Here is an 18,345-nt window from a genome sequence, read left to right on the forward strand (position 1 = left end):
AAACTGGCATGAATATTTTTAAAGAAATGCAGCGATTAAAAAGCCTAAGGGATTATTACATCCAGTGAGTAAAAAAGGCTAAAAAGAGAGAAATAAGGCTAAAAAAATCAGACAAACAAGGTGTTTTTTAGATTTTTATGGAAAAATACGGAAATTTTGAGCTATTTTTTTTTTGAAAAATTGCAAGGGTTGAAAATAGGATGGGGAATTATGAATTATGCAAAGGTCTCATCTTGTGCGGTATCATTCCAACCAAAGTACCCACCTTGAGTGTTAAGCTTGTTAAGTATCATATCCATACAGTCAAGAACTTTTACTGGATCAACATCTAAGTAATCACCAAGCTTGCTTGCTGCAAGATCAAGGTTATCAAATTTATCTTGAGCCTGTAATAACTCATGAAATTTAGTGAGTATCCAGTTTTTATCTATAACAGCAACACCTACCCACCAATAGAAACCTTCAAGTTCTTCTTGTTCACCCCCCTCCATTACAAGAGATTGTCGCCATTCATACAGCCTCTTCAGCCTCTCCTCAATATTTTTATCTAAATCGAGTGTATTATTTAGACTTTGACCGGAAAACTCAAGAGCATATTTTCGTAACTTCAATGGTGCACACCTATAAAATGTTGATAGAATCTCGCCATCAAGCTCTAATTTTGAACGCCAATAAAATGTGATTAAATGTTCTACTAGACTTCTTGGTATTTGCTCTTTATCATCATTATTTCTAATACTAGACAGCTTTTTTACATGTTTAGTATATATATCAGGCATAACCTTTAATATGTCATCATAGGGTGGACAGAATTTTATATAGGCATCCCATGCCGCATCACCCAGGCCAAATTCATCATTAGAAAATATCCAAGATTTAGCTTCTTGCGCCCACTCTGTGTCCAGTAGATTTAACCAGGAGTAAAATTCGCCATATATAGATCTAATTGCCAGAGATGGATCATTTTTAGAGTTAAGATGACAATCTAAAGTCTCTCTCATTTCAGGGGCATCATCAAAGCAAAACTTTTCATCTGTTGCTGTATTACGTGCAACCCACAATCCATATCTAACCAATGCATACATAGCTTCACCACGAACGGTGTTAATAGACCTAGTAGCAGGATCCATATTATTGCCGCCATATGTTGAGTCGTCAGCTGGAGTTGGATCAGGGTCCAGAGTTAATGGCAGAATAAGCCCCTATATCTGTTCTTTCAAAGCTATAGGGATTTGTCCTTCGCCTTTTTTTAATCCAACATCAAGTAAATTAGCAATAGATTTCTTACACTAAGACCAGCTTGGATCCTCACCCGAGTCCATATCAATTTCTAGTTTGATGCTATCTTCTTGTGATAAAACCCATTCAGATAAATCAATAATTTCAGACCAAGACTCTTGATCCAATTGAGAGATGCCTTCTTTAAATCCTTGAAACAAGCCGCGGATATAAGCTGGTGACAACTCTTTAAACGAAGAGGCAGAATGTTTATATTTATCCACATCTTTCTTTATAGCTTCAGAGAGATTTCGAGACAATCCTTCAGGTGAGGAGTCCATACTTTCCTTACCAGGCTGCCAATTTCTAAGATTCACTACTAATTTAGTAATATTTAGCTCGCCTATCTCATCAACCGTCATAGGACTAGTTGGCCCGGTCCACGATGTGGCATATGATGAATATTCTGGATGATTTGGCACGCTTCCCTTTTCTACCAAGCTATTGTATTCAGCCAGCTTTTTACCTTTAAGATGGTGTTTAATTAGATATAAGCGCGCTATTTTCCAGTAATTTTTGTAATCTTCAAGATCTTCTTTGCTAGGTGGATTTTCTTTAAGCTTCTCATATTTCTTGATGTATTTTTTAAATCAAATCCGTCTTCAATCCAATCGTAGACTGTATGTTGTGTATTTTTACTAACCAGTTTAAAGGCTGAATCTAATAAAAGTGAATATTCATTGCGTGTATGTAAATTTTCATATAAACCTGTGTTACTGATCAATCTATTCGTCAAATTAAGATCAATTTCTAGAAACTTAACGCTTAGATATATAGACAATCTTTCAAAAATCTTCCATTTATATTTATTTTGATTTAACTCTTGATTAATCACTTTAAATTGATTGCTATCTTTTTTGATTAGAGCTATAGATAAATCTCTTAATAATATTAACAAATACTCTTTGACGCCACTAATATGACGTGTTTGCTCGTTATCTTCTAAGGTGTTTCGCCACATCCAAGAATAATCATGTCCATCACTATCTGTTTCTAGGTTCAATGTATTCAGTAGATGATTAAACAAATGTGCTAAATATTGAGACTTATTTTCACTGAGTAATATAAATTGTTTTACATGTTCATTGAGGAATGATTGATATTCCCAATCAGAGTATTTTGCTTTTACATCAATGTTCTTATAATACGTATCAGTACCAGGCTTACCCACCTCTTTCGTAATAGCATCAACTTTAAGAAGTTCATTTATTAGACTAAAAGCACTCTTCTCATCACATTTTTGGATATGCAATATCAATTCCCCAGAAAGCTTAGGGTATAGACCGTATAAGTTTTCTTGTTTTTTACACCACCTAATTTCTTCTTGAGCATGAACGGTCGCAACATTACTTCTATCATGCGTTCATGCAGTTTTGCATCATTAATAGTAGTTATAGAGCTCAGATAGCGAGATGCTTGGTCTGGCACTTTTCCGGCAACCTTCAACAAAATAGCCGATCCAATTGATAATCTTCTAGAAATAGTAGTTTTTTAGTACGGTATACTTTAAAGAATTCTGAATTTAAAACCACATTTACCCATTCTTTATCTGTAATTTCTTCAAAAAAATACCGACAGATGGCGGGTGACTCTAAGTAGGTCTCTATCTTTTTAAAGGCCTTTTCATGGCCAACTTTATCTACAGAATTTATGTAGACATCTATCAGATCGAGTTTCTCAAAAAACTTTAATTCAGTCATAATTTAGACTCTCTTCATATGGACTTACCGTGTTTAGTTCGGGTGCATTACTCCATTTTTTCAGGATTTCATCTACTGGAGTAAAATCCCTGTCCCTCCACCACATTTAATAAAGCAAAATGCCAGCAACCAGATACACTATCTCAGGCGTTACCCAAGACGGTCAGAAGTTCAGACCTAGCGACTGGACTGAAAGATTAGTTTGCATCAAAAAAGAACAACTCATCAAATATAACGGACACCTAAAGGTTAGAAGAATTGACGGTATAAAATCGATTGTTTTTGATAGTCAACTCCAAGAAGCCTGCTCTTTTACGTTTGAGCGATTATTATCATTCGCTAAAATCAGCCACCTTGTTGTGACTGAAGAACAAATCAACTCTCAAGATTCAAATTAAATACCGTACTGATCTCTATAAGCTTCAATGCGCTTAATCAGATCTTGATCATCGCCCTGCTTTAAATAATCAATCAAATAAGAAAGATCAATAATACTTAGCACGGTAATACCGAAATTTTCTTCAACTTCTTGAATAGCTGACTTATTACTCTTGCCTTTTTCTTGACGACTAACCGCCACAATTACACCTTTTGCTTTAGCACCGTTGGCATCAATAATATCCATCGCTTCACGAATCGCTGTGCCGGCAGTAATAACATCATCAATAATTAAAATATCGCCCTCTAATGCGTGACCAACAATATCTCCACCTTCACCATGGGTTTTAGCTTCTTTTCGGTTAAAGCTATAAGGTACATTTCTACCAAATGAATCGTTAAGTGCCATTGCACACGCGGTGGCTAGCGGAATACCTTTGTAAGCAGGGCCAAATAATACATCAAATTCTAGTCCACTCTCTTCAATGGCTTGTGCATAAAAATTGCCCAATTTTGATAAATGTTCGCCAGTATTAAACGACCCCGCATTAAAGACATAAGGGCTAACGCGTCCAGATTTAAGCGTAAATTCACCGAATTTCAACGCACCAATTTTTAACATAAAATCTACGAAGTCTTTTTGATACTGTTTCATGGCTTTTCCTATAAAATTATTTCAATGAAGAGAATTATAACGGCTAATGTCAATGGTATTCGAGCAGCTGAACGAAAAGGTTTTTTTGAGTGGATGAAAACTCAAGATGCTGATGTAGTCTGCGTACAAGAGATCAAAGCGCAAGAGGATCAGCTTGATGATAAATTCTACCCAAAAGACATCTACACTTACTACAAGCCTGCTGAGAAAAAAGGCTACAGTGGCACCGGCCTATATTGTAAGCAAAAGCCTGATCAAGTTATTTTTAGCCCCTGGGAAGATTTTAATTTTGAAGGGCGATTCATCCAAGCTGACTTTGGAAACTTAAGTGTTATTTCTATTTACATCCCTTCTGGTTCGGCTAAAGAAGAGCGTCAAGATTATAAAATGGATTTTATGACTGAGCGTTTCATGCCTTATTTAAAAACCCTTCAGGATAATGGTCGAGATTATATTATTTGTGGCGATATCAATATTGTGCATAAAGAGATTGATATCAAAAACTTTGCTGGCAATAAAAAGCGCTCAGGCTGTTTGCCAGAAGAGCGCGCTTGGATGGATCAATTATTTGGAGAGGCGCAATATACTGATGCTTTCAGAGAAGTCAATCAAGAGGCTCATCAATACACTTGGTGGTCAAACCGTGGACAAGCCTGGGCTAACAATACAGGCTGGCGTATTGATTATCAAATTCTCAGCAAAAAACTTAAAGGCAAAGTGCAAGCTGCCTGGGTTTATAAAAATGAGCGTTTTTCTGACCATTCGCCGCTTATCATTGATTACAACTTATGAGTAATAAAGTAATTCGAAAAATTCAAAGTTTTGTTAGACGCTCTGGCAGACTCACAGAAGGGCAAAAATACGGACTGAACGAGCTTTGGCCAAAATATGGTATCGATCCAACTGATAATAAAATTATTAACCTTGATACTGTTTTCGAAAAAAAACAAGATGTTATTTTGGAAATTGGGTTTGGCAATGGCGACTCATTATTGCAAATGGCCATCAACGAACCTGAGTGTAATTTTTTAGGCATTGAGGTTTATGAAGCTGGCGTTGGTCGACTGATTAACGAAGCCTATAAGCACAATCTAAGTAACCTTAAAGTTATCAAAGAAGATGCGGTCGAGGTATTAAAAAATAATATTGCTGCCAATAGTTTATCTGGATTTCAACTGTACTTTGCCGACCCTTGGCACAAGAAAAAACACCACAAACGTCGCATCGTTCAAAATGAATTTATGGACATGATGTCCGACAAGTTAATCGACGACGGCTTTGTGCATATGGCAACTGACTGGGAGCATTATGCACAGCAGATGATGGAAACCCTGGAAGCGCACGCCCACTTTAAAAACACACTTGGCGCCCGTATCTATTCACCAAGGCCTATCAGGCGCCCTATTACCAAATTTGAACGTCGCGGTGAAAGATTGGGTCATGGCGTTTGGGATTTAATTTTTACCAACAAGAAATAACATTAAGTTTTTTATATTTATTTAGGATCGACCAACTATGATTTTTCCAATATTTGTTGTAATGACGTTACTCGAAATCTATGTACTGGTATCCGTGGGTGAATCTATCGGTGGATTCTCCACCATTTTACTGGTTGTTATTACTGCATTAGTGGGTTCTACCCTACTCAAACAACAAGGCTGGTCAACTATGGCCAAGGCTCAACAAGCTATGGCTAATGGTCAAACACCAGCATTTGAGATGATGGAGGGTGTGGTTATTTTGATTTCTGGCGTATTGCTGCTGACACCAGGGTTTATCACTGATGGCATAGGCCTGTTGGGACTCATGCCTTTTTCAAGAGTATATTTTATCGATAAAATTTTAAGTAAAAATGCTGAAAAAATATTTCAGCAAAAAAATTCAGGCTTTATTCATACAGCCTCATCTAACGACAAGAAAGATAATAAGAAAAAAGATACGATTGATGGTGAATTTTGGGAAGATTAACAACGCTTGATCAATGGCTTAGCTGGCAAGAAAGTTTGCACAGTCAAGCCATTGACCTTGGCTTAACGCGTATTCAAAGTGTTTATTTAAAGCTATTTCCAAATGGCGTTGCATTTACCAGTATTGTTGTTGCAGGAACCAATGGTAAAGGCTCGACCACTGCCTTTATTGAAAGCATTTATCAACAAACCCACTTTTTAGTGGCCAAATTTACCTCTCCACATATTCATAACTACAACGAACGCTTTGTTATTAATGGCGTGCAAGCAACTGACGCTCAAATTTGTACAGCGTTTGAACAAATTGAGCAGGCTCGAGGTGAGATTTCTCTAACCTATTTTGAATTTTCAACCTTGGCGGCTTTACTCATTTTTTCTGATCAAAAAATTGACATTGCTATATTAGAAATTGGCTTAGGTGGTCGCCTAGATTCAGTCAACGTTGTTGATGCGGATATTGCGGTCATTACCAATATAGCTATTGATCACGTGGATTATTTAGGCGATACACGTGAACTCATTGGCCATGAAAAGGCTGGCATTATGCGTAGCAATACGCCGTGCGTTTGTGGCGATATAGACCCACCCTTATCGCTTAAAAAACATGCTGATGATATTAATGCCTTGCTTGAGTTTGTATCAACCCCTTATTCAGGCGCTTTAATTCTTAAAGGCGAGCATCAACAATATAACGCAACACTTGCTGCTTTATGCGTTAAAAAACTTAACAAAAAATTTAAAGTTAGTGATTCTTTGATTCAACAGGGCTTAGAAAGTGCGCAATTAGATGGTCGTTTTCAGATAAAAAACATCAGTAATAAGCAATTTATTTTTGACGTGGCTCATAACGAGGCTGCTATCAAAGCGCTGGCCAAAGAATTGAGCAAGGATAAGCAGCCAACTCTAGCTGTCTTTTCCGCGCTTAAAGATAAAGATATCCCCTTGATGATTACAGCAATCTCGCCAGAAATTGATCAATGGCTAATAGCACCACTAACGGTTGATCGAGCTGCAGATATTGCTTTTTTAACCAATCAGTTTAGCCTTAAAGAATCGGTCAAAGCCTATGACACTATTAAATTAGCCCTTTGCGAAGCTGAAAATCAGCAATCTTATCAGCGTGTTGTGGTATTTGGATCCTTTCATGTCGTGACTGATGCGTTGGCGATGTTTAAGTAACGTTTGAATAAAAAACCTTGTAAAATTGGCGCATATAATAAAACGATCTCTGGAGAGAATCGATGAATGATTTTTTTGCAAATGCTTGGAACGTGATTGGACTACTAGTCTGGTCTGATTGGATTACTCTTGTTATTTTAATTGCATTCTTAGTGCTTGGCTTCAAGCGCGGCATGGCTAAAGAGCTGATTAACTTTAGCTTTTTACTGCTCGCTATTATTGTTGCCTGGCTGTTTTATCAACCTCTAGCTGTGAGTGGTGCTATTACTTGGTTATTGCTATCACACCAATCACATATGGCCATCGCCTTTGGCGTTATTTTTATTGGCACACTGTTGATCAAAAAAGCCATTTACAAATTAACTGACGCCTCATCCAATGTCAGCAATCCATGTGCTCTAAATAAAATATTTGCTTACTTAATATTTTTTGCAGCTACAGCTACATTAAGTTGGTACTACTTTGATATCGTCGCCAACCTAGGCTTAATGGAGATTGTTGTAACTAACACCTCGACTCGTATTGGCTTATCATTTGCCATCACTTTTGCTGTTATTATCGGTGTTTGTTCAAGCATTTCCAATATGCTGAATATTTCTATTGATGCAACAAAGCCTTGTTTCTTATCTTCATTTTTTAAGAAGATTCTTGATATTTTGCATGCTCTGGATGACAGGCTTAATGCTAAAAATATCAATAGCCGTAAAAATAACTTTGGCGGCCTACTAGTTGGTCTGATCAAAGGTAGTTTAGCTATTTTAATCATGGCGCTCGTATTTCAAAGTATCGACAGCATCTCGCAACAATACTATTGGCTTGATACGAATGGCGCTTTAAGAATCTTTCAAGATGTAGCTGTGGATATTAAACCCGCACTATCAGAACATTTATTATTTATCGAAAACGAATAAAGGGGAAAATTTATGTGCGGCATCGTTGGCATTCTATCCACCACTAAAAAAGATACAGCTGTCTATATTTATGACGCTTTAACCATTCTTCAGCATCGAGGACAAGATGCGGCAGGCATTGTTACTTCGCACAAAGGTCGCTTTTATATGCGCAAGTCAAATGGCTTAGTTAAAAATGCTTTTAGAACCGAACACATGACTTCTTTACTGGGTGACATGGGTATTGGTCATGTTCGATACCCCACTGCTGGCACCTCGAGTGGCGCCGAAGCGCAGCCTTTTTATGTGAACTCTCCTTACGGCATCGCTTTTGCTCATAATGGCAATTTAACCAATACCAAAGAGCTGGCTCAAGAGTTATTTGAACAAGATTTACGCCACATCAATACTAATTCAGATTCTGAAATTCTACTTAATGTATTTGCCAGTGAACTAGCCAAACTACAAAAGCAACGCATTAACGAGCAAGATGTTCTTGATTCCGTTAAACAAGTACACAAACGTGTTCGTGGTGCTTACGCTACTATCGGCATGATTCCGGGCTACGGAATTTTTGGCTTTAGAGATCCTAATGGCATTCGACCACTTATCCTTGGAAAGCGCACCACCAATGGTGGAACCAAGTACATGCTTGCATCAGAAAGTGTTGCATTAACAGCGCTTGGCTATGAAATAACTCAAGATATCAAGCCAGGTGAGGCGGTTGTTATTGATCGTAAGGGTAATATTTTCATTCAGCAATGTGCACAAAATCCTAAATACTCGCCTTGTATTTTTGAGTTTGTTTACTTTGCAAGGCCTGATTCGGTTATTGATGATATTTCTGTTTACAAAACACGCTTAAGAATGGGTGAGCGTCTAGCTGCCAAAATTTACAAAGAATGGGGTGATGAAAAAATTGATGTAGTTATCCCAATTCCTGACACTTCGCGCGTTTCAGCTTTGCAATTAGCGCATGAATTAGAAGTTAAATACTCCGAAGGGCTGATTAAAAATCGTTATATTGCTCGAACTTTTATTATGCCTGGGCAAAAATTGCGCAAAAAATCTGTACGTCAAAAGCTTAGCGCTATCGGACTTGAATTTAAAGGTAAAAATGTTTTACTGGTGGATGATTCAATTGTTAGAGGAACAACCAGTCAACAAATTGTCAAAATGGCTCGCGATGCAGGCGCCAATAAAGTATTTTTTGCCTCAGCTGCACCAGCCGTACGACACCCAAATGTTTATGGCATTGACATGGCTAGCAACAAAGAGTTTATTGCTCATAATAAAACCACTGAAGAAGTTTGTGAGGCGATCGGCGCTGATAAGCTTATTTATCAAGATTTAGATGATCTTATTTGGTGCGTTCAACAAGGTAATAAAGACATACAAGAATTTGATTGTTCTTGCTTTAATGGTGAATATGTCACTGGTGATATCGATCAACAATATCTAAATGACATTGAAGCTGCACGAGCAGATTCTGTTAAAGAAAAGAACAATACTAATGAAAGTTCTGAATTAATCTGCAATGATGTAGAATAGTCTTATTTGTCAATTATTTACATTCAATGAAAGCGTTAAATTTCGATACTAAAGCAATCCGCGAGGGTTATCGGACAACAGGTGAGCAAGAACACTCTGAGGCAATATTTCTTACCTCTAGCTTTGTCTTTGATTCTGCCGAGCAAGCGGCCAATCGCTTTTCTAAAGAAGAGCCTGGCAATATCTATGCACGTTTCACCAATCCAACCGTAGATGCGTTTGAGAAAAAACTTGCCGCCTTAGAAGGTGCTCAAGCCTGTGTTGCTACATCATCAGGTATGGCTGCTATCTTTGCCACCTTAATGGCTTTATTAAAAACAGGCGATCATATTGTTACTTCTCGCAACATGTTTGGCACCACAATTGTTTTGCTTAATACCATTATTGCCAAATTTGGCGTCAGCGTTAGTTTTGTTGATTTGTCAGATTTAAACGCTTGGGAAAATGCAATTAATAACAATACCAAACTTTTCTTACTAGAAACACCGTCTAATCCTTTAGGTCAGGTTGTTGACTTAGTGGCGCTTAGTAAAATCACCAAAGCTAACAATATTTTATTGGCGGTTGATAACGCCATTCTAACGCCAGCACTGCAAAAGCCATTAGAGCTCGGCGCTGATATTGTAATTCATTCGGCGACCAAATATATTGATGGCCAAGGTCGTTGCTTGGCTGGTGCAGTATTAGGCACTGAAGAAATCATTGAACAAGTACATGGCTTTGTTCGCACAACTGGGCCAAGCCTTAGCGCCTTTAACGCTTGGATTGTTCTTAAAGGGCTAGATACACTCAGCCTAAGAATGAAAGCTCATTCTGACAACGCCATGAAACTAGCAACTTGGCTAGAGCAACACCCAAGTATAGAAAAAGTGCATTACCTAGGCTTGCAATCTCACCCGCACCATCAATTGGCCAAGAATCAACAATCAGGTTTTGGCGGTATCGTTTCGTTTGAAGTTAATGGTGGCCGACAAGCTGCATTTGACATTATCAATGCCGCAGATATATTTTCAATCACAGCCAATTTAGGTGATACAAAATCAACCATTACTCACCCCGCTAGCACTACCCATGGAAGACTAACAGATGAAGAAAAACACAGTGCAAATATTTCAGAAAGTCTGATTAGAATCTCAGTTGGACTTGAAGATGTAGACGACTTGATAGATGATATAAACAAAGGACTTTGATGTATAATTTCATCAAAATTAGAACAAGGTAATCTTATGCAAAACTCATACTCATACGAAGAATTAATTCAATGTGGAAATGGCGAATCATTTGGCCCAGGCAATGCCCAACTGCCAAAGCCACCAATGCTAATGTTTGACAGAATTACTCACATTTCAGACGAAGGTGGAGAATTCGGTAAAGGTGAAATTATTGCAGAGTTAGATGTTAATCCTGATTTATGGTTTTTCGCATGTCACTTTAACGAAGATCCAGTTATGCCCGGTTGCCTAGGTTTAGACGCTATGTGGCAGCTTATTGGATTTCATTTAGGCTGGTTAGGTGGTCCTGGTCGTGGTCGTGCATTAGGCGGTAGCATTAAGTTTACTGGCCAGGTTTTACCAACAGCTAAAAAGGTAACTTATCGCATTAATCTTAAACGCGTTATTGCTCGCAAGCTTTATATGGGTATTGGCGATGCCACCATGGAAGTGGATGGAAAAATTATTTACGAAGCCAAAGATTTAAAAGTTGGCTTATTCACTGATACGAGCAACTTCTAATGAATAGAGTAGTCGTAACAGGAATGGGTATTGTTTCTAGCTTAGGTGCAAATTGCGAAGAAGTTTTAGAATCATTAAAAACAGCAAAAACTGGTATTAAGTTTGACGAAAAACAAGCCGAAATGGGCCTTAGATCACACGTCTCTGGACAAGTGGCCGAAATAGATTCAAGCGATATTATTGATCGAAAAATGAAACGCTTTATGGCGGATGCAGCTATTTATAATGCAGTCGCCTTAGATCAAGCCATTAAACAATCTGGCCTTAGCGAAGATCAAGTTTCAAATACTCGTACCGGTCTAATCATGGGATCAGGCGGCGCTTCAAACCAAAATGTTGTTGAAGCTGCAGACATCTTAAGAGAAAAAGGCATTAAACGAGTCGGCCCATATCGAGTGCCTCGCACAATGGGATCGACTACTTCAGCTTGTCTTTCCACCATGTTTAAAATTAAAGGCATTAATTATTCAATTAGTTCTGCTTGCTCTACCTCTGCACATTGTATTGGCAATGCTATGGAGCAAATCCAAATGGGCAAGCAAGATGTTGTGTTTGCTGGTGGTGGTGAAGAATTAGATTGGTCATTAACTATGTTATTTGACGCCATGGGTGCGCTTTCTTCAAAGTATAACGAAACGCCGGAAAAAGCCTCAAGAGCTTACGACGCAGACCGTGATGGCTTTGTCATTTCTGGTGGTGGTGGTGCTTTAGTGCTTGAATCTTTAGATCATGCTCAAGCTCGTGGCGCAACCATCCTTGCTGAATTAACTGGCTATGGTGCAACGTCAGACGGCTACGATATGGTTGCTCCATCAGGCGAAGGTGCAAAGCGTTGTATGCAACTAGCCATATCAACGGTTAATGGCCCTATTGACTATATTAATGCACACGGCACCTCGACTCCAGTCGGAGACTCTAAAGAACTAGGCGCTATTAAAGAAGTATTTGGCAATGATATTCCTAATGTGGGTTCAACAAAATCTTTATCTGGTCACGCCTTGGGCGCTGCCGGCGTAAACGAAGCAATTTACTCATTACTAATGATGCAAAATGATTTCATGGCTGAATCAGTCAATATTGAGAATATTGATGAAGCAGCTGAAGGCGTTCCAGTTGTACGCTCAACCACAATTCAATCACTTAATCGCGTGATGTCAAATAGCTTTGGCTTTGGTGGCACTAACGCTTGTTTGGTATTCGAGAAATTTAAAGCATAAATATAAGAAACCAAAGTTTATTAAAAAGGCCGCTTAATCAGCGGCCTTTTTAATGGGTTAAAACCTTGACTAAGGTCTTGTATCGATTTCTTGTTTTTCTTTCTCTGAAGGAAGTAAATCTTCCTTGGTAATACCCATGGCAAGAATCATTGAGCTTGCCACATATATAGAAGAGTAAGTACCAATCAATACACCAATCAAAAGTGCAACAGCAAAGCCGTGAATAATTTCTCCACCTAAAAAGAATAGCGCCAACAACACAATTAGAGTTGTTACAGATGTCATGATTGTTCTAGAAAGCGTTTGATTCAGAGCGCCATTAATGATTTTCTGAGGATCGACATGTCGAGTCGATAAAAAGTTCTCACGAATTCGATCAAACACAACAATAGTATCATTCAAAGAATAACCAATAACCGCCAAAATAGCAGCTAAAACTGTCAAATCAAACTCTACTTGAAATAACGAGAAGAAGCCTAGAGTGGCAATAACATCATGAATTAAGGCTGTAATTGAACCCAATGCAAAACGATATTCGAAACGAAAGGCAACATAAATCAAAATACCGATCAATGCATATAGCATCGCTAGGCCACCATCATTAGTGAGCTCTTCTCCCACTTTAGGGCCAACAAATTCAACACGGCGGATATCAACATCATCACCCAGTAGGCGAATAATCTTTGTGCTTAGCTTGGCACTAGAAATAGTTTGCGGCTCAAGACGAATTAAAATTTCATTAGTAGAGCCAAAATATTGTACATTTGCACGCTTAAAATCAGCCTTATCAAGTGTCGCCCTAATCTCGGTTAAATTAACACTCTGCTTATAGCCAACTTCAATTAGTGTTCCACCCGTAAAGTCGATGCCTAATTTTAGGCCATTTGTTGATAGTGAAAAAACACTAAGCGCCATTAACAATGCAGAAAATACAATAGCGTAAGTGCGTTTGCCAACAAAATCAATTGTTGGGATCTTTAAAGCGGTTATGCTCATATTGAAATCTCCTCTAGTTTTTTCTTGCCGCCGTAAATTTTATTAATAATTGCTCGTGAAACGATAATCGCAGTAAACATTGATGTCACAATGCCAATCGACAAAGTAATGGCAAAACCTTTAATTGGACCCGTGCCAAAGCTGAACAATACTAACGCTGCGATTAGTGTTGTAATATTTGCATCGGCAATAGTCAATACTGCCTTATCGTAGCCTGCTGCAATGGCTTTTTGAATATTGCTATTCACACCTAGCTCTTCTTTAATACGTTCAAAAATTAACACGTTCGCATCAACCGCCATACCCACTGTTAATACAATACCAGCAATACCTGGTAAAGTTAATGTCGCTTGTAATAAAGATAAAACTGCCACAATCATCACTAAATTAAGTGTCAAGGCAATATTCGCTACTAGGCCAAACACTCTGTAGCGGAATGCCATAAAGAGTAACACTAGAATAAAGCCAATCACTACCGACATGACGCCCTTGGCAATATTATCCGCACCCAAGCTTGGGCCAATAGTACGCTCTTCGATGATTTCAATTGGTGCCGACAATGAGCCTGCTCTTAACAATAATGCTAGATTTCTGGCTTCTCTAGCACTATCGATACCCGTAATCTGAAATCTTGATGAGAAAGTTCCTTGAATGGTCGCTGCATTAATAACATCTTGCGTGGTCGAACGTTTTTTAACGATCTTGCCTTTTTCTAAAACAGTTTCAACTTTGTTTTCAATAAAAACTACAGCCATGCGATGATGTAAATACTTTTTGGTTGTATCTAGCATTGCACGTCCACCAGCACTGTCTAAAGTAATGTTAACCATTGGTGTTGAGTTTTCTGAATCAATACCAGATGAGGCACCTGTAATATTCTCACCCGTTGTAATCACGCGAGTTTTTAACAATAAAGGGCGGCCATCTCTAAAATAATACAATTTTGAACCAATGGGGGGTTTTCCTGACTGAATGGCGGTTTGAGGATCGTTTTTCTCATCCACCAAACGAAACTCCAAGGTTGCAACAGCACCTAAAATTTCTTTAGCTCTAGCAGTATCTTGCACACCTGGCAATTGTACGACAATACGTTCTAATCCTTGCTGTTGAATGATTGGCTCAGCCACACCCAGTTCATTGACACGATTACGCAGAGTTGTAATATTTTGCTTCAAAGCATTACTTTTAGCCTCAGTTTGAGCACTCTCAGTAATACCAATATTAATTTGCAAACCATTATCTGATTTAACTTCCAATATCTCAAGATCCGTTAGTTCTTCTTGGATTAATTCAATCCCTTTATCTCTAGAGTCACTAGTCTTAAATAAAATAACAATATGATCACCTTTGGCTTCTACACGCTTATATAGTCGATCTTTTCTTAGTAGTGTACGTAGCTCATTGTAAGACTTATTCAACGACATATTAATAACAGCATGCATATCAACTTCTAATAAGAAGTGCACACCGCCACGCAAATCAAGCCCTAAGGACATTGCCTTGCCACCTAAATCAGCCAACCAAGAGGGCACTGAAGGTGCGAGATTTAAAGCGGTAACATAGTTACGACCTAGATCTTGCTTTAACGACTCTTTAGCGCTTAACTGAGACTTATTGTCTGCAAATCTGGCCAAAATTCTACGACCAGTCAGTTCAACCGATTTGTAAGAAATTGACTTAGTATCCAAGGCTTTTCTAACCTTGTCCAAGTCTTCTTGTGATAAAGCAGCATCACCAGTGGCAGATACTTGAACCGCCAAATCTGATCCAAAGATATTTGGCAATGCATACAATGCTGCTAGCAATAAGAAAAATGCTATCAGTGTATTTTTAAGTGCAGAAAATTGATTCATAAAAAGCCTAGGTTAATTAAATTTTAGCACTGCCTTTTGGTAGTTTTTGATTGATACCTTGCTTTTGAACTTTAACAATAATACCTTGTGCAATTTCCAACGTAGCAAATGAATCCTCTACCGATGTTACTGTGCCGATAATGCCGCCATTAGTTACCACTTCATCACCTTTTTTCATCGCTGCCAATAGTGTTTTGTGTTCTTTTGCACGTTTCTGTTGAGGTCTGATGAGTAAAAAATACATCAGTACAAACATAATAATCAAAAATGGCAAGCCGCCCAATGGATCACCTGCACTGCCTGTTGAGCCTTCTGCAAAAGCAGGACTAATCACTAAATCTAAAATATTCATTTTTTTTATCTCCTATTGTTTAATAAATTCTAAGCCACCCATGTAGCTTTGCAATATTGATGGCACCTTAATGCTGCCATCAGCTTGTTGATGATTTTCTAACACTGCCACTAGAGTTCTACCTACAGCAAGACCCGAGCCATTGATTGTGTGTAATAATTCTGATTTACTGGTTTCTTTATTTTTAAATCTAAGCTGTAATCGACGTGCCTGGAAATCTTCAAAACACGAGCATGAAGAAATTTCACGATAGGCATTTTGGCCTGGCAACCACACTTCAAGATCATAAGTTTTGGCTGAAGAAAATCCAAGATCACCCATACATAAATTAACCTTACGATATGGCAATTCTAACGCTTGCAAAATACCCTCTGCATGAGAGGTTAACACCTCTAAAGCGGCATAAGAATCTTGTGCTTTAACCACTTGAACCAGCTCCACCTTTTCAAACTGATGCTGGCGAATTAAACCTCGAGTATCACGCCCATAAGCACCTGCTTCAGATCTAAAACTTGGTGTATGGCCAACAAATTTCAATGGTAAATCTGCCTCATTAACAATGGTGTCACGCATCATATTAGTGATTGGTACTTCGCCCGTAGGAATAAGGTATAAAGTTTTAGCATCACCCTCTTCGCCATGCAAATGGGTTTTAAACAAATCTGCCTCAAATTTAGGCAATTGACCTGTGCCCATCAACGATTCTGCATTAACCAAATAGGGCACATAAGCCTCCACATAGCCGTTAACTTCTGTATGCTGATCAAGCATAAATTGGGTTAAGGCACGATGTAGGCGTGCAATATTACCAGTCATCACTGAAAATCGACTGCCTGAGATCTTAGCTGCCGTTTCAAAATCTAAGCCAAGTTTTTCACCCAAATCAACATGATCTTTAACTTCAAAATCATAAACGCCAGGTTCACCCCATTTTGACACCTCAACATTATCATCTTCTGATTTGCCTTCTGGTGCAGACTCGTGTGGAATGTTTGGCATTGACAAAGCAATATTATCAATCTGAGTCTGAATCTCTTGAAGCTCAGTTTTGGCCGCATCAAGATCATCGCCTAAGTTAGCTACAGCCTTTAATAAGGGTGCAATATCTTCACCAGCAGCCTTAGCTTTTCCAATTGACTTTGATTGAGTGTTTCTCAGGTTTTGAAGTTCTTGAGTTTTAACCTGATTTTTTTTACGACTATTTTCTAATTTGGTTAAGACGTTGATATCAAAGGAAAAATGTCGCTTTTTTAGTGCCTTGGCGACCGCCTCTACATCATTTCTTAGTTGCTTTTTACTTAGCATTGTTATATAATGGTTTCCTTATATTGATTTGAGCCTCTTAATGAACTAGAGATTCAAATAAAACTTATTCAGGAAATTATACTATGTTTAACTCATTTTCGTCCGCTGATGCGTGCAAACTATTAGCCGATGGCGCTCAACTTGTTGATGTTAGAACTGGTGCAGAATTTTCACGTGGCGCCCTGCCAAAAGCAATCAGCTTGCCACTTCAAGGCATCATGAATGCAGCCAATGTTCTTGATAAAGATAAGGCTGTTATTTTGTACTGTTTAAGTGGTGCACGCTCAGCAACTGCAAAAAACTATTTAACGCAAATGGGTTTTAATGAAGTGCATGATTTAGGCTCATTTAAAAATTATAACTGTGATTAATTCTCCTTTATAATTACAAGTAATCAATCCAAGATTGCTTGTTAAAATTCTTATATTAAATCTTAATCATAAAATAGTATGAGAATTAAAAGCACTTGGCATAAAACTCAAGTAAAAACTATTGATGAAATTGCAGGCGCCCTTGCTTTTAATTCTTGGCGCATTACTAAAAACCATTTAACTGATCTCATCAACAAAGCTTACGTTATTGAAAAAGCACAAGTTTTTGACGTTATTAGAGAATACATGTGCTATCTAATACAATGTGTAGACCGATTAGCATTTGATATTCTTGACAGTAAAAAGCGTCAAGAATTAATTGTTGCTATGGCCAAGCAATCGGCAGACTATTACCAAGAAAACAAACAAGAGCGCATTGGCGAAGGCGATCATTGGCAAGAATTTATCAACACTTACAACCTGCGCTCAAAAGACTATAGCGATTATGAGTTCTCAGAAGGTGAACCCAACTATTTATTCATGCGCTATTTTGGTGAAAAAGTCCAAAAAGCCATGACTGAAGTTGATGAAAAATGGATCATTCAACAAATTGTTGAAATTCAAGCGCCAAAAGCGTTTGAAGCAATTAAAAAAAGTGTCAACATGCTTGTTGCAGTCGATAAAATTGTCTCAAAAGAAGAGCAAATCGAGCGAAAAAAGAACAAAGTTCCACGCTCAAAACGTAAATCCACCCGACAAGATCTGACTTATAAAAACGAATCTTCAGGCGATCATCTGCTTTAACTTGTAATTTACACAAAGCATCCATAGATAATCCCTATAAATAAAAATAAAGGGTCATGACAACTTAAGCGACTCTTTTCTGAACATTTCAAGCAAAATCTTATAAAGATTTTGCTTGCGATTATTGAATCTAAATTCACATTCTTTCAAGTGTAAATTAAACATATTTTTATTCA

General features: G+C 38.0%; 21 protein-coding genes and 1 pseudogene. 12 read left to right on the top strand and 10 right to left on the bottom strand.

Annotated features, from left to right (window positions below; genetic code table 11):
- Window positions 1–215: 215 nt before the first annotated feature.
- From BTHERMOSOX_RS05615 to BTHERMOSOX_RS05630, 4 genes are all read right to left on the bottom strand, one after another.
- Window positions 216–1,130, bottom strand: a complete 915-nt coding sequence (locus BTHERMOSOX_RS05615; protein ID WP_138120142.1) for a hypothetical protein — start codon at window positions 1,128–1,130, stop codon at window positions 216–218.
- A gap of 159 nt (window positions 1,131–1,289) precedes the next feature.
- Window positions 1,290–1,700, bottom strand: coding sequence for a hypothetical protein (locus BTHERMOSOX_RS05620; protein WP_138120143.1), 411 nt, complete (start codon window positions 1,698–1,700; stop codon window positions 1,290–1,292).
- 77 nt (window positions 1,701–1,777) lie between these two features.
- Window positions 1,778–2,530: a hypothetical protein gene (locus BTHERMOSOX_RS05625; protein WP_138120144.1), complete on the bottom strand. Its 753-nt coding sequence runs from the start codon at window positions 2,528–2,530 to the stop codon at window positions 1,778–1,780.
- 190 nt (window positions 2,531–2,720) lie between these two features.
- Window positions 2,721–2,978 (bottom strand): hypothetical protein, encoded by a 258-nt coding sequence (locus BTHERMOSOX_RS05630; protein ID WP_138120146.1) that lies wholly within the window; start codon window positions 2,976–2,978, stop codon window positions 2,721–2,723.
- A gap of 119 nt (window positions 2,979–3,097) precedes the next feature.
- On the opposite strand from BTHERMOSOX_RS05630, the gene BTHERMOSOX_RS05635 reads away from it, so the two are divergent.
- Window positions 3,098–3,376, top strand: a complete 279-nt coding sequence (locus tag BTHERMOSOX_RS05635; RefSeq protein WP_138120147.1) for a DUF3579 domain-containing protein — start codon at window positions 3,098–3,100, stop codon at window positions 3,374–3,376.
- On the opposite strand, the gene pyrE is transcribed toward BTHERMOSOX_RS05635, so the two are convergent.
- On the bottom strand, window positions 3,373–4,011 hold the full coding sequence (gene pyrE, locus BTHERMOSOX_RS05640) for an orotate phosphoribosyltransferase (protein ID WP_138120148.1): 639 nt from the start codon (window positions 4,009–4,011) through the stop codon (window positions 3,373–3,375). The genes BTHERMOSOX_RS05635 and pyrE overlap by 4 nt on opposite strands.
- A gap of 24 nt (window positions 4,012–4,035) precedes the next feature.
- Between pyrE and BTHERMOSOX_RS05645 the strand changes: the two genes are divergently transcribed.
- The 9 genes from BTHERMOSOX_RS05645 (at window position 4,036) to fabB (ending at window position 12,548) form a co-directional block, all read left to right on the top strand.
- A complete protein-coding gene (locus tag BTHERMOSOX_RS05645) occupies window positions 4,036–4,803 on the top strand; it encodes an exodeoxyribonuclease III (RefSeq protein WP_138120149.1) in 768 nt (255 codons plus the stop codon).
- Window positions 4,800–5,489 (top strand): tRNA (guanosine(46)-N7)-methyltransferase TrmB, encoded by a 690-nt coding sequence (gene trmB, locus BTHERMOSOX_RS05650; RefSeq protein ID WP_138120150.1) that lies wholly within the window; start codon window positions 4,800–4,802, stop codon window positions 5,487–5,489. The genes BTHERMOSOX_RS05645 and trmB overlap by 4 nt, the downstream gene beginning before the upstream one ends.
- A gap of 37 nt (window positions 5,490–5,526) precedes the next feature.
- Window positions 5,527–5,979 carry an FxsA family protein gene (locus BTHERMOSOX_RS05655; protein WP_138120151.1) on the top strand — a complete coding sequence of 151 codons (453 nt, stop codon included), beginning with the start codon at window positions 5,527–5,529 and terminating at the stop codon, window positions 5,977–5,979.
- Window positions 5,967–7,157, top strand: a complete 1,191-nt coding sequence (locus BTHERMOSOX_RS05660; protein WP_138120152.1) for a bifunctional folylpolyglutamate synthase/dihydrofolate synthase — start codon at window positions 5,967–5,969, stop codon at window positions 7,155–7,157. Before BTHERMOSOX_RS05655 ends, BTHERMOSOX_RS05660 begins: the two co-directional genes overlap by 13 nt.
- A gap of 62 nt (window positions 7,158–7,219) precedes the next feature.
- On the top strand, window positions 7,220–8,068 hold the full coding sequence (locus BTHERMOSOX_RS05665) for a CvpA family protein (RefSeq protein ID WP_138120153.1): 849 nt from the start codon (window positions 7,220–7,222) through the stop codon (window positions 8,066–8,068).
- A 12-nt stretch (window positions 8,069–8,080) separates the two neighbouring features.
- The gene (gene purF, locus BTHERMOSOX_RS05670; protein WP_138120154.1) at window positions 8,081–9,598 is read left to right on the top strand and encodes an amidophosphoribosyltransferase; all 1,518 of its coding nucleotides are present in this window, start codon (window positions 8,081–8,083) and stop codon (window positions 9,596–9,598) included.
- Window positions 9,599–9,624: 26 nt separating this feature from the next.
- Complete coding sequence (locus BTHERMOSOX_RS05675; protein ID WP_138120155.1) at window positions 9,625–10,788, top strand: O-succinylhomoserine sulfhydrylase; 1,164 nt, start codon at window positions 9,625–9,627, stop codon at window positions 10,786–10,788.
- A 36-nt stretch (window positions 10,789–10,824) separates the two neighbouring features.
- Window positions 10,825–11,331, top strand: a complete 507-nt coding sequence (gene fabA, locus BTHERMOSOX_RS05680) for a 3-hydroxyacyl-[acyl-carrier-protein] dehydratase FabA (RefSeq protein ID WP_138120156.1) — start codon at window positions 10,825–10,827, stop codon at window positions 11,329–11,331.
- Window positions 11,331–12,548: a beta-ketoacyl-ACP synthase I gene (gene fabB, locus BTHERMOSOX_RS05685; protein WP_138120157.1), complete on the top strand. Its 1,218-nt coding sequence runs from the start codon at window positions 11,331–11,333 to the stop codon at window positions 12,546–12,548. Before fabA ends, fabB begins: the two co-directional genes overlap by 1 nt.
- 69 nt (window positions 12,549–12,617) lie before the next feature.
- Here the strand turns inward: fabB and secF are convergent, their stop codons facing one another.
- Genes secF through serS form a run of 4 tightly spaced genes read right to left on the bottom strand, consistent with a single transcriptional unit; the run spans window position 12,618 to window position 17,054 of the window.
- Window positions 12,618–13,544, bottom strand: coding sequence for a protein translocase subunit SecF (gene secF, locus BTHERMOSOX_RS05690; RefSeq protein WP_138120158.1), 927 nt, complete (start codon window positions 13,542–13,544; stop codon window positions 12,618–12,620).
- On the bottom strand, window positions 13,541–15,397 hold the full coding sequence (gene secD, locus BTHERMOSOX_RS05695; protein WP_138120159.1) for a protein translocase subunit SecD: 1,857 nt from the start codon (window positions 15,395–15,397) through the stop codon (window positions 13,541–13,543). The genes secF and secD overlap by 4 nt, the downstream gene beginning before the upstream one ends.
- Before the next feature lie 16 nt (window positions 15,398–15,413).
- Window positions 15,414–15,749: a preprotein translocase subunit YajC gene (gene yajC, locus BTHERMOSOX_RS05700; protein WP_138120160.1), complete on the bottom strand. Its 336-nt coding sequence runs from the start codon at window positions 15,747–15,749 to the stop codon at window positions 15,414–15,416.
- A gap of 12 nt (window positions 15,750–15,761) precedes the next feature.
- The gene (gene serS / locus BTHERMOSOX_RS05705; RefSeq protein ID WP_138120161.1) at window positions 15,762–17,054 is read right to left on the bottom strand and encodes a serine--tRNA ligase; all 1,293 of its coding nucleotides are present in this window, start codon (window positions 17,052–17,054) and stop codon (window positions 15,762–15,764) included.
- An 83-nt stretch (window positions 17,055–17,137) separates the two neighbouring features.
- Here serS and BTHERMOSOX_RS05710 point away from each other — a divergent pair, with 83 nt between their 5' ends.
- Both BTHERMOSOX_RS05710 and BTHERMOSOX_RS05715 read left to right on the top strand, forming a co-directional pair.
- Window positions 17,138–17,425 (top strand): rhodanese-like domain-containing protein, encoded by a 288-nt coding sequence (locus tag BTHERMOSOX_RS05710; RefSeq protein WP_138120162.1) that lies wholly within the window; start codon window positions 17,138–17,140, stop codon window positions 17,423–17,425.
- Window positions 17,426–17,503: 78 nt separating this feature from the next.
- On the top strand, window positions 17,504–18,169 hold the full coding sequence (locus tag BTHERMOSOX_RS05715; protein ID WP_138120163.1) for a hypothetical protein: 666 nt from the start codon (window positions 17,504–17,506) through the stop codon (window positions 18,167–18,169).
- 54 nt (window positions 18,170–18,223) lie between these two features.
- Here BTHERMOSOX_RS05715 and BTHERMOSOX_RS05720 read toward each other — a convergent pair.
- Window positions 18,224–18,345, bottom strand: a pseudogene (locus BTHERMOSOX_RS05720) (IS1595 family transposase); the annotation flags it as partial.

Origin of the sequence: Bathymodiolus heckerae thiotrophic gill symbiont, from assembly GCF_900128515.1 — a bacterium.
Taxonomy (GTDB): domain Bacteria; phylum Pseudomonadota; class Gammaproteobacteria; order PS1; family Pseudothioglobaceae; genus Thioglobus_A.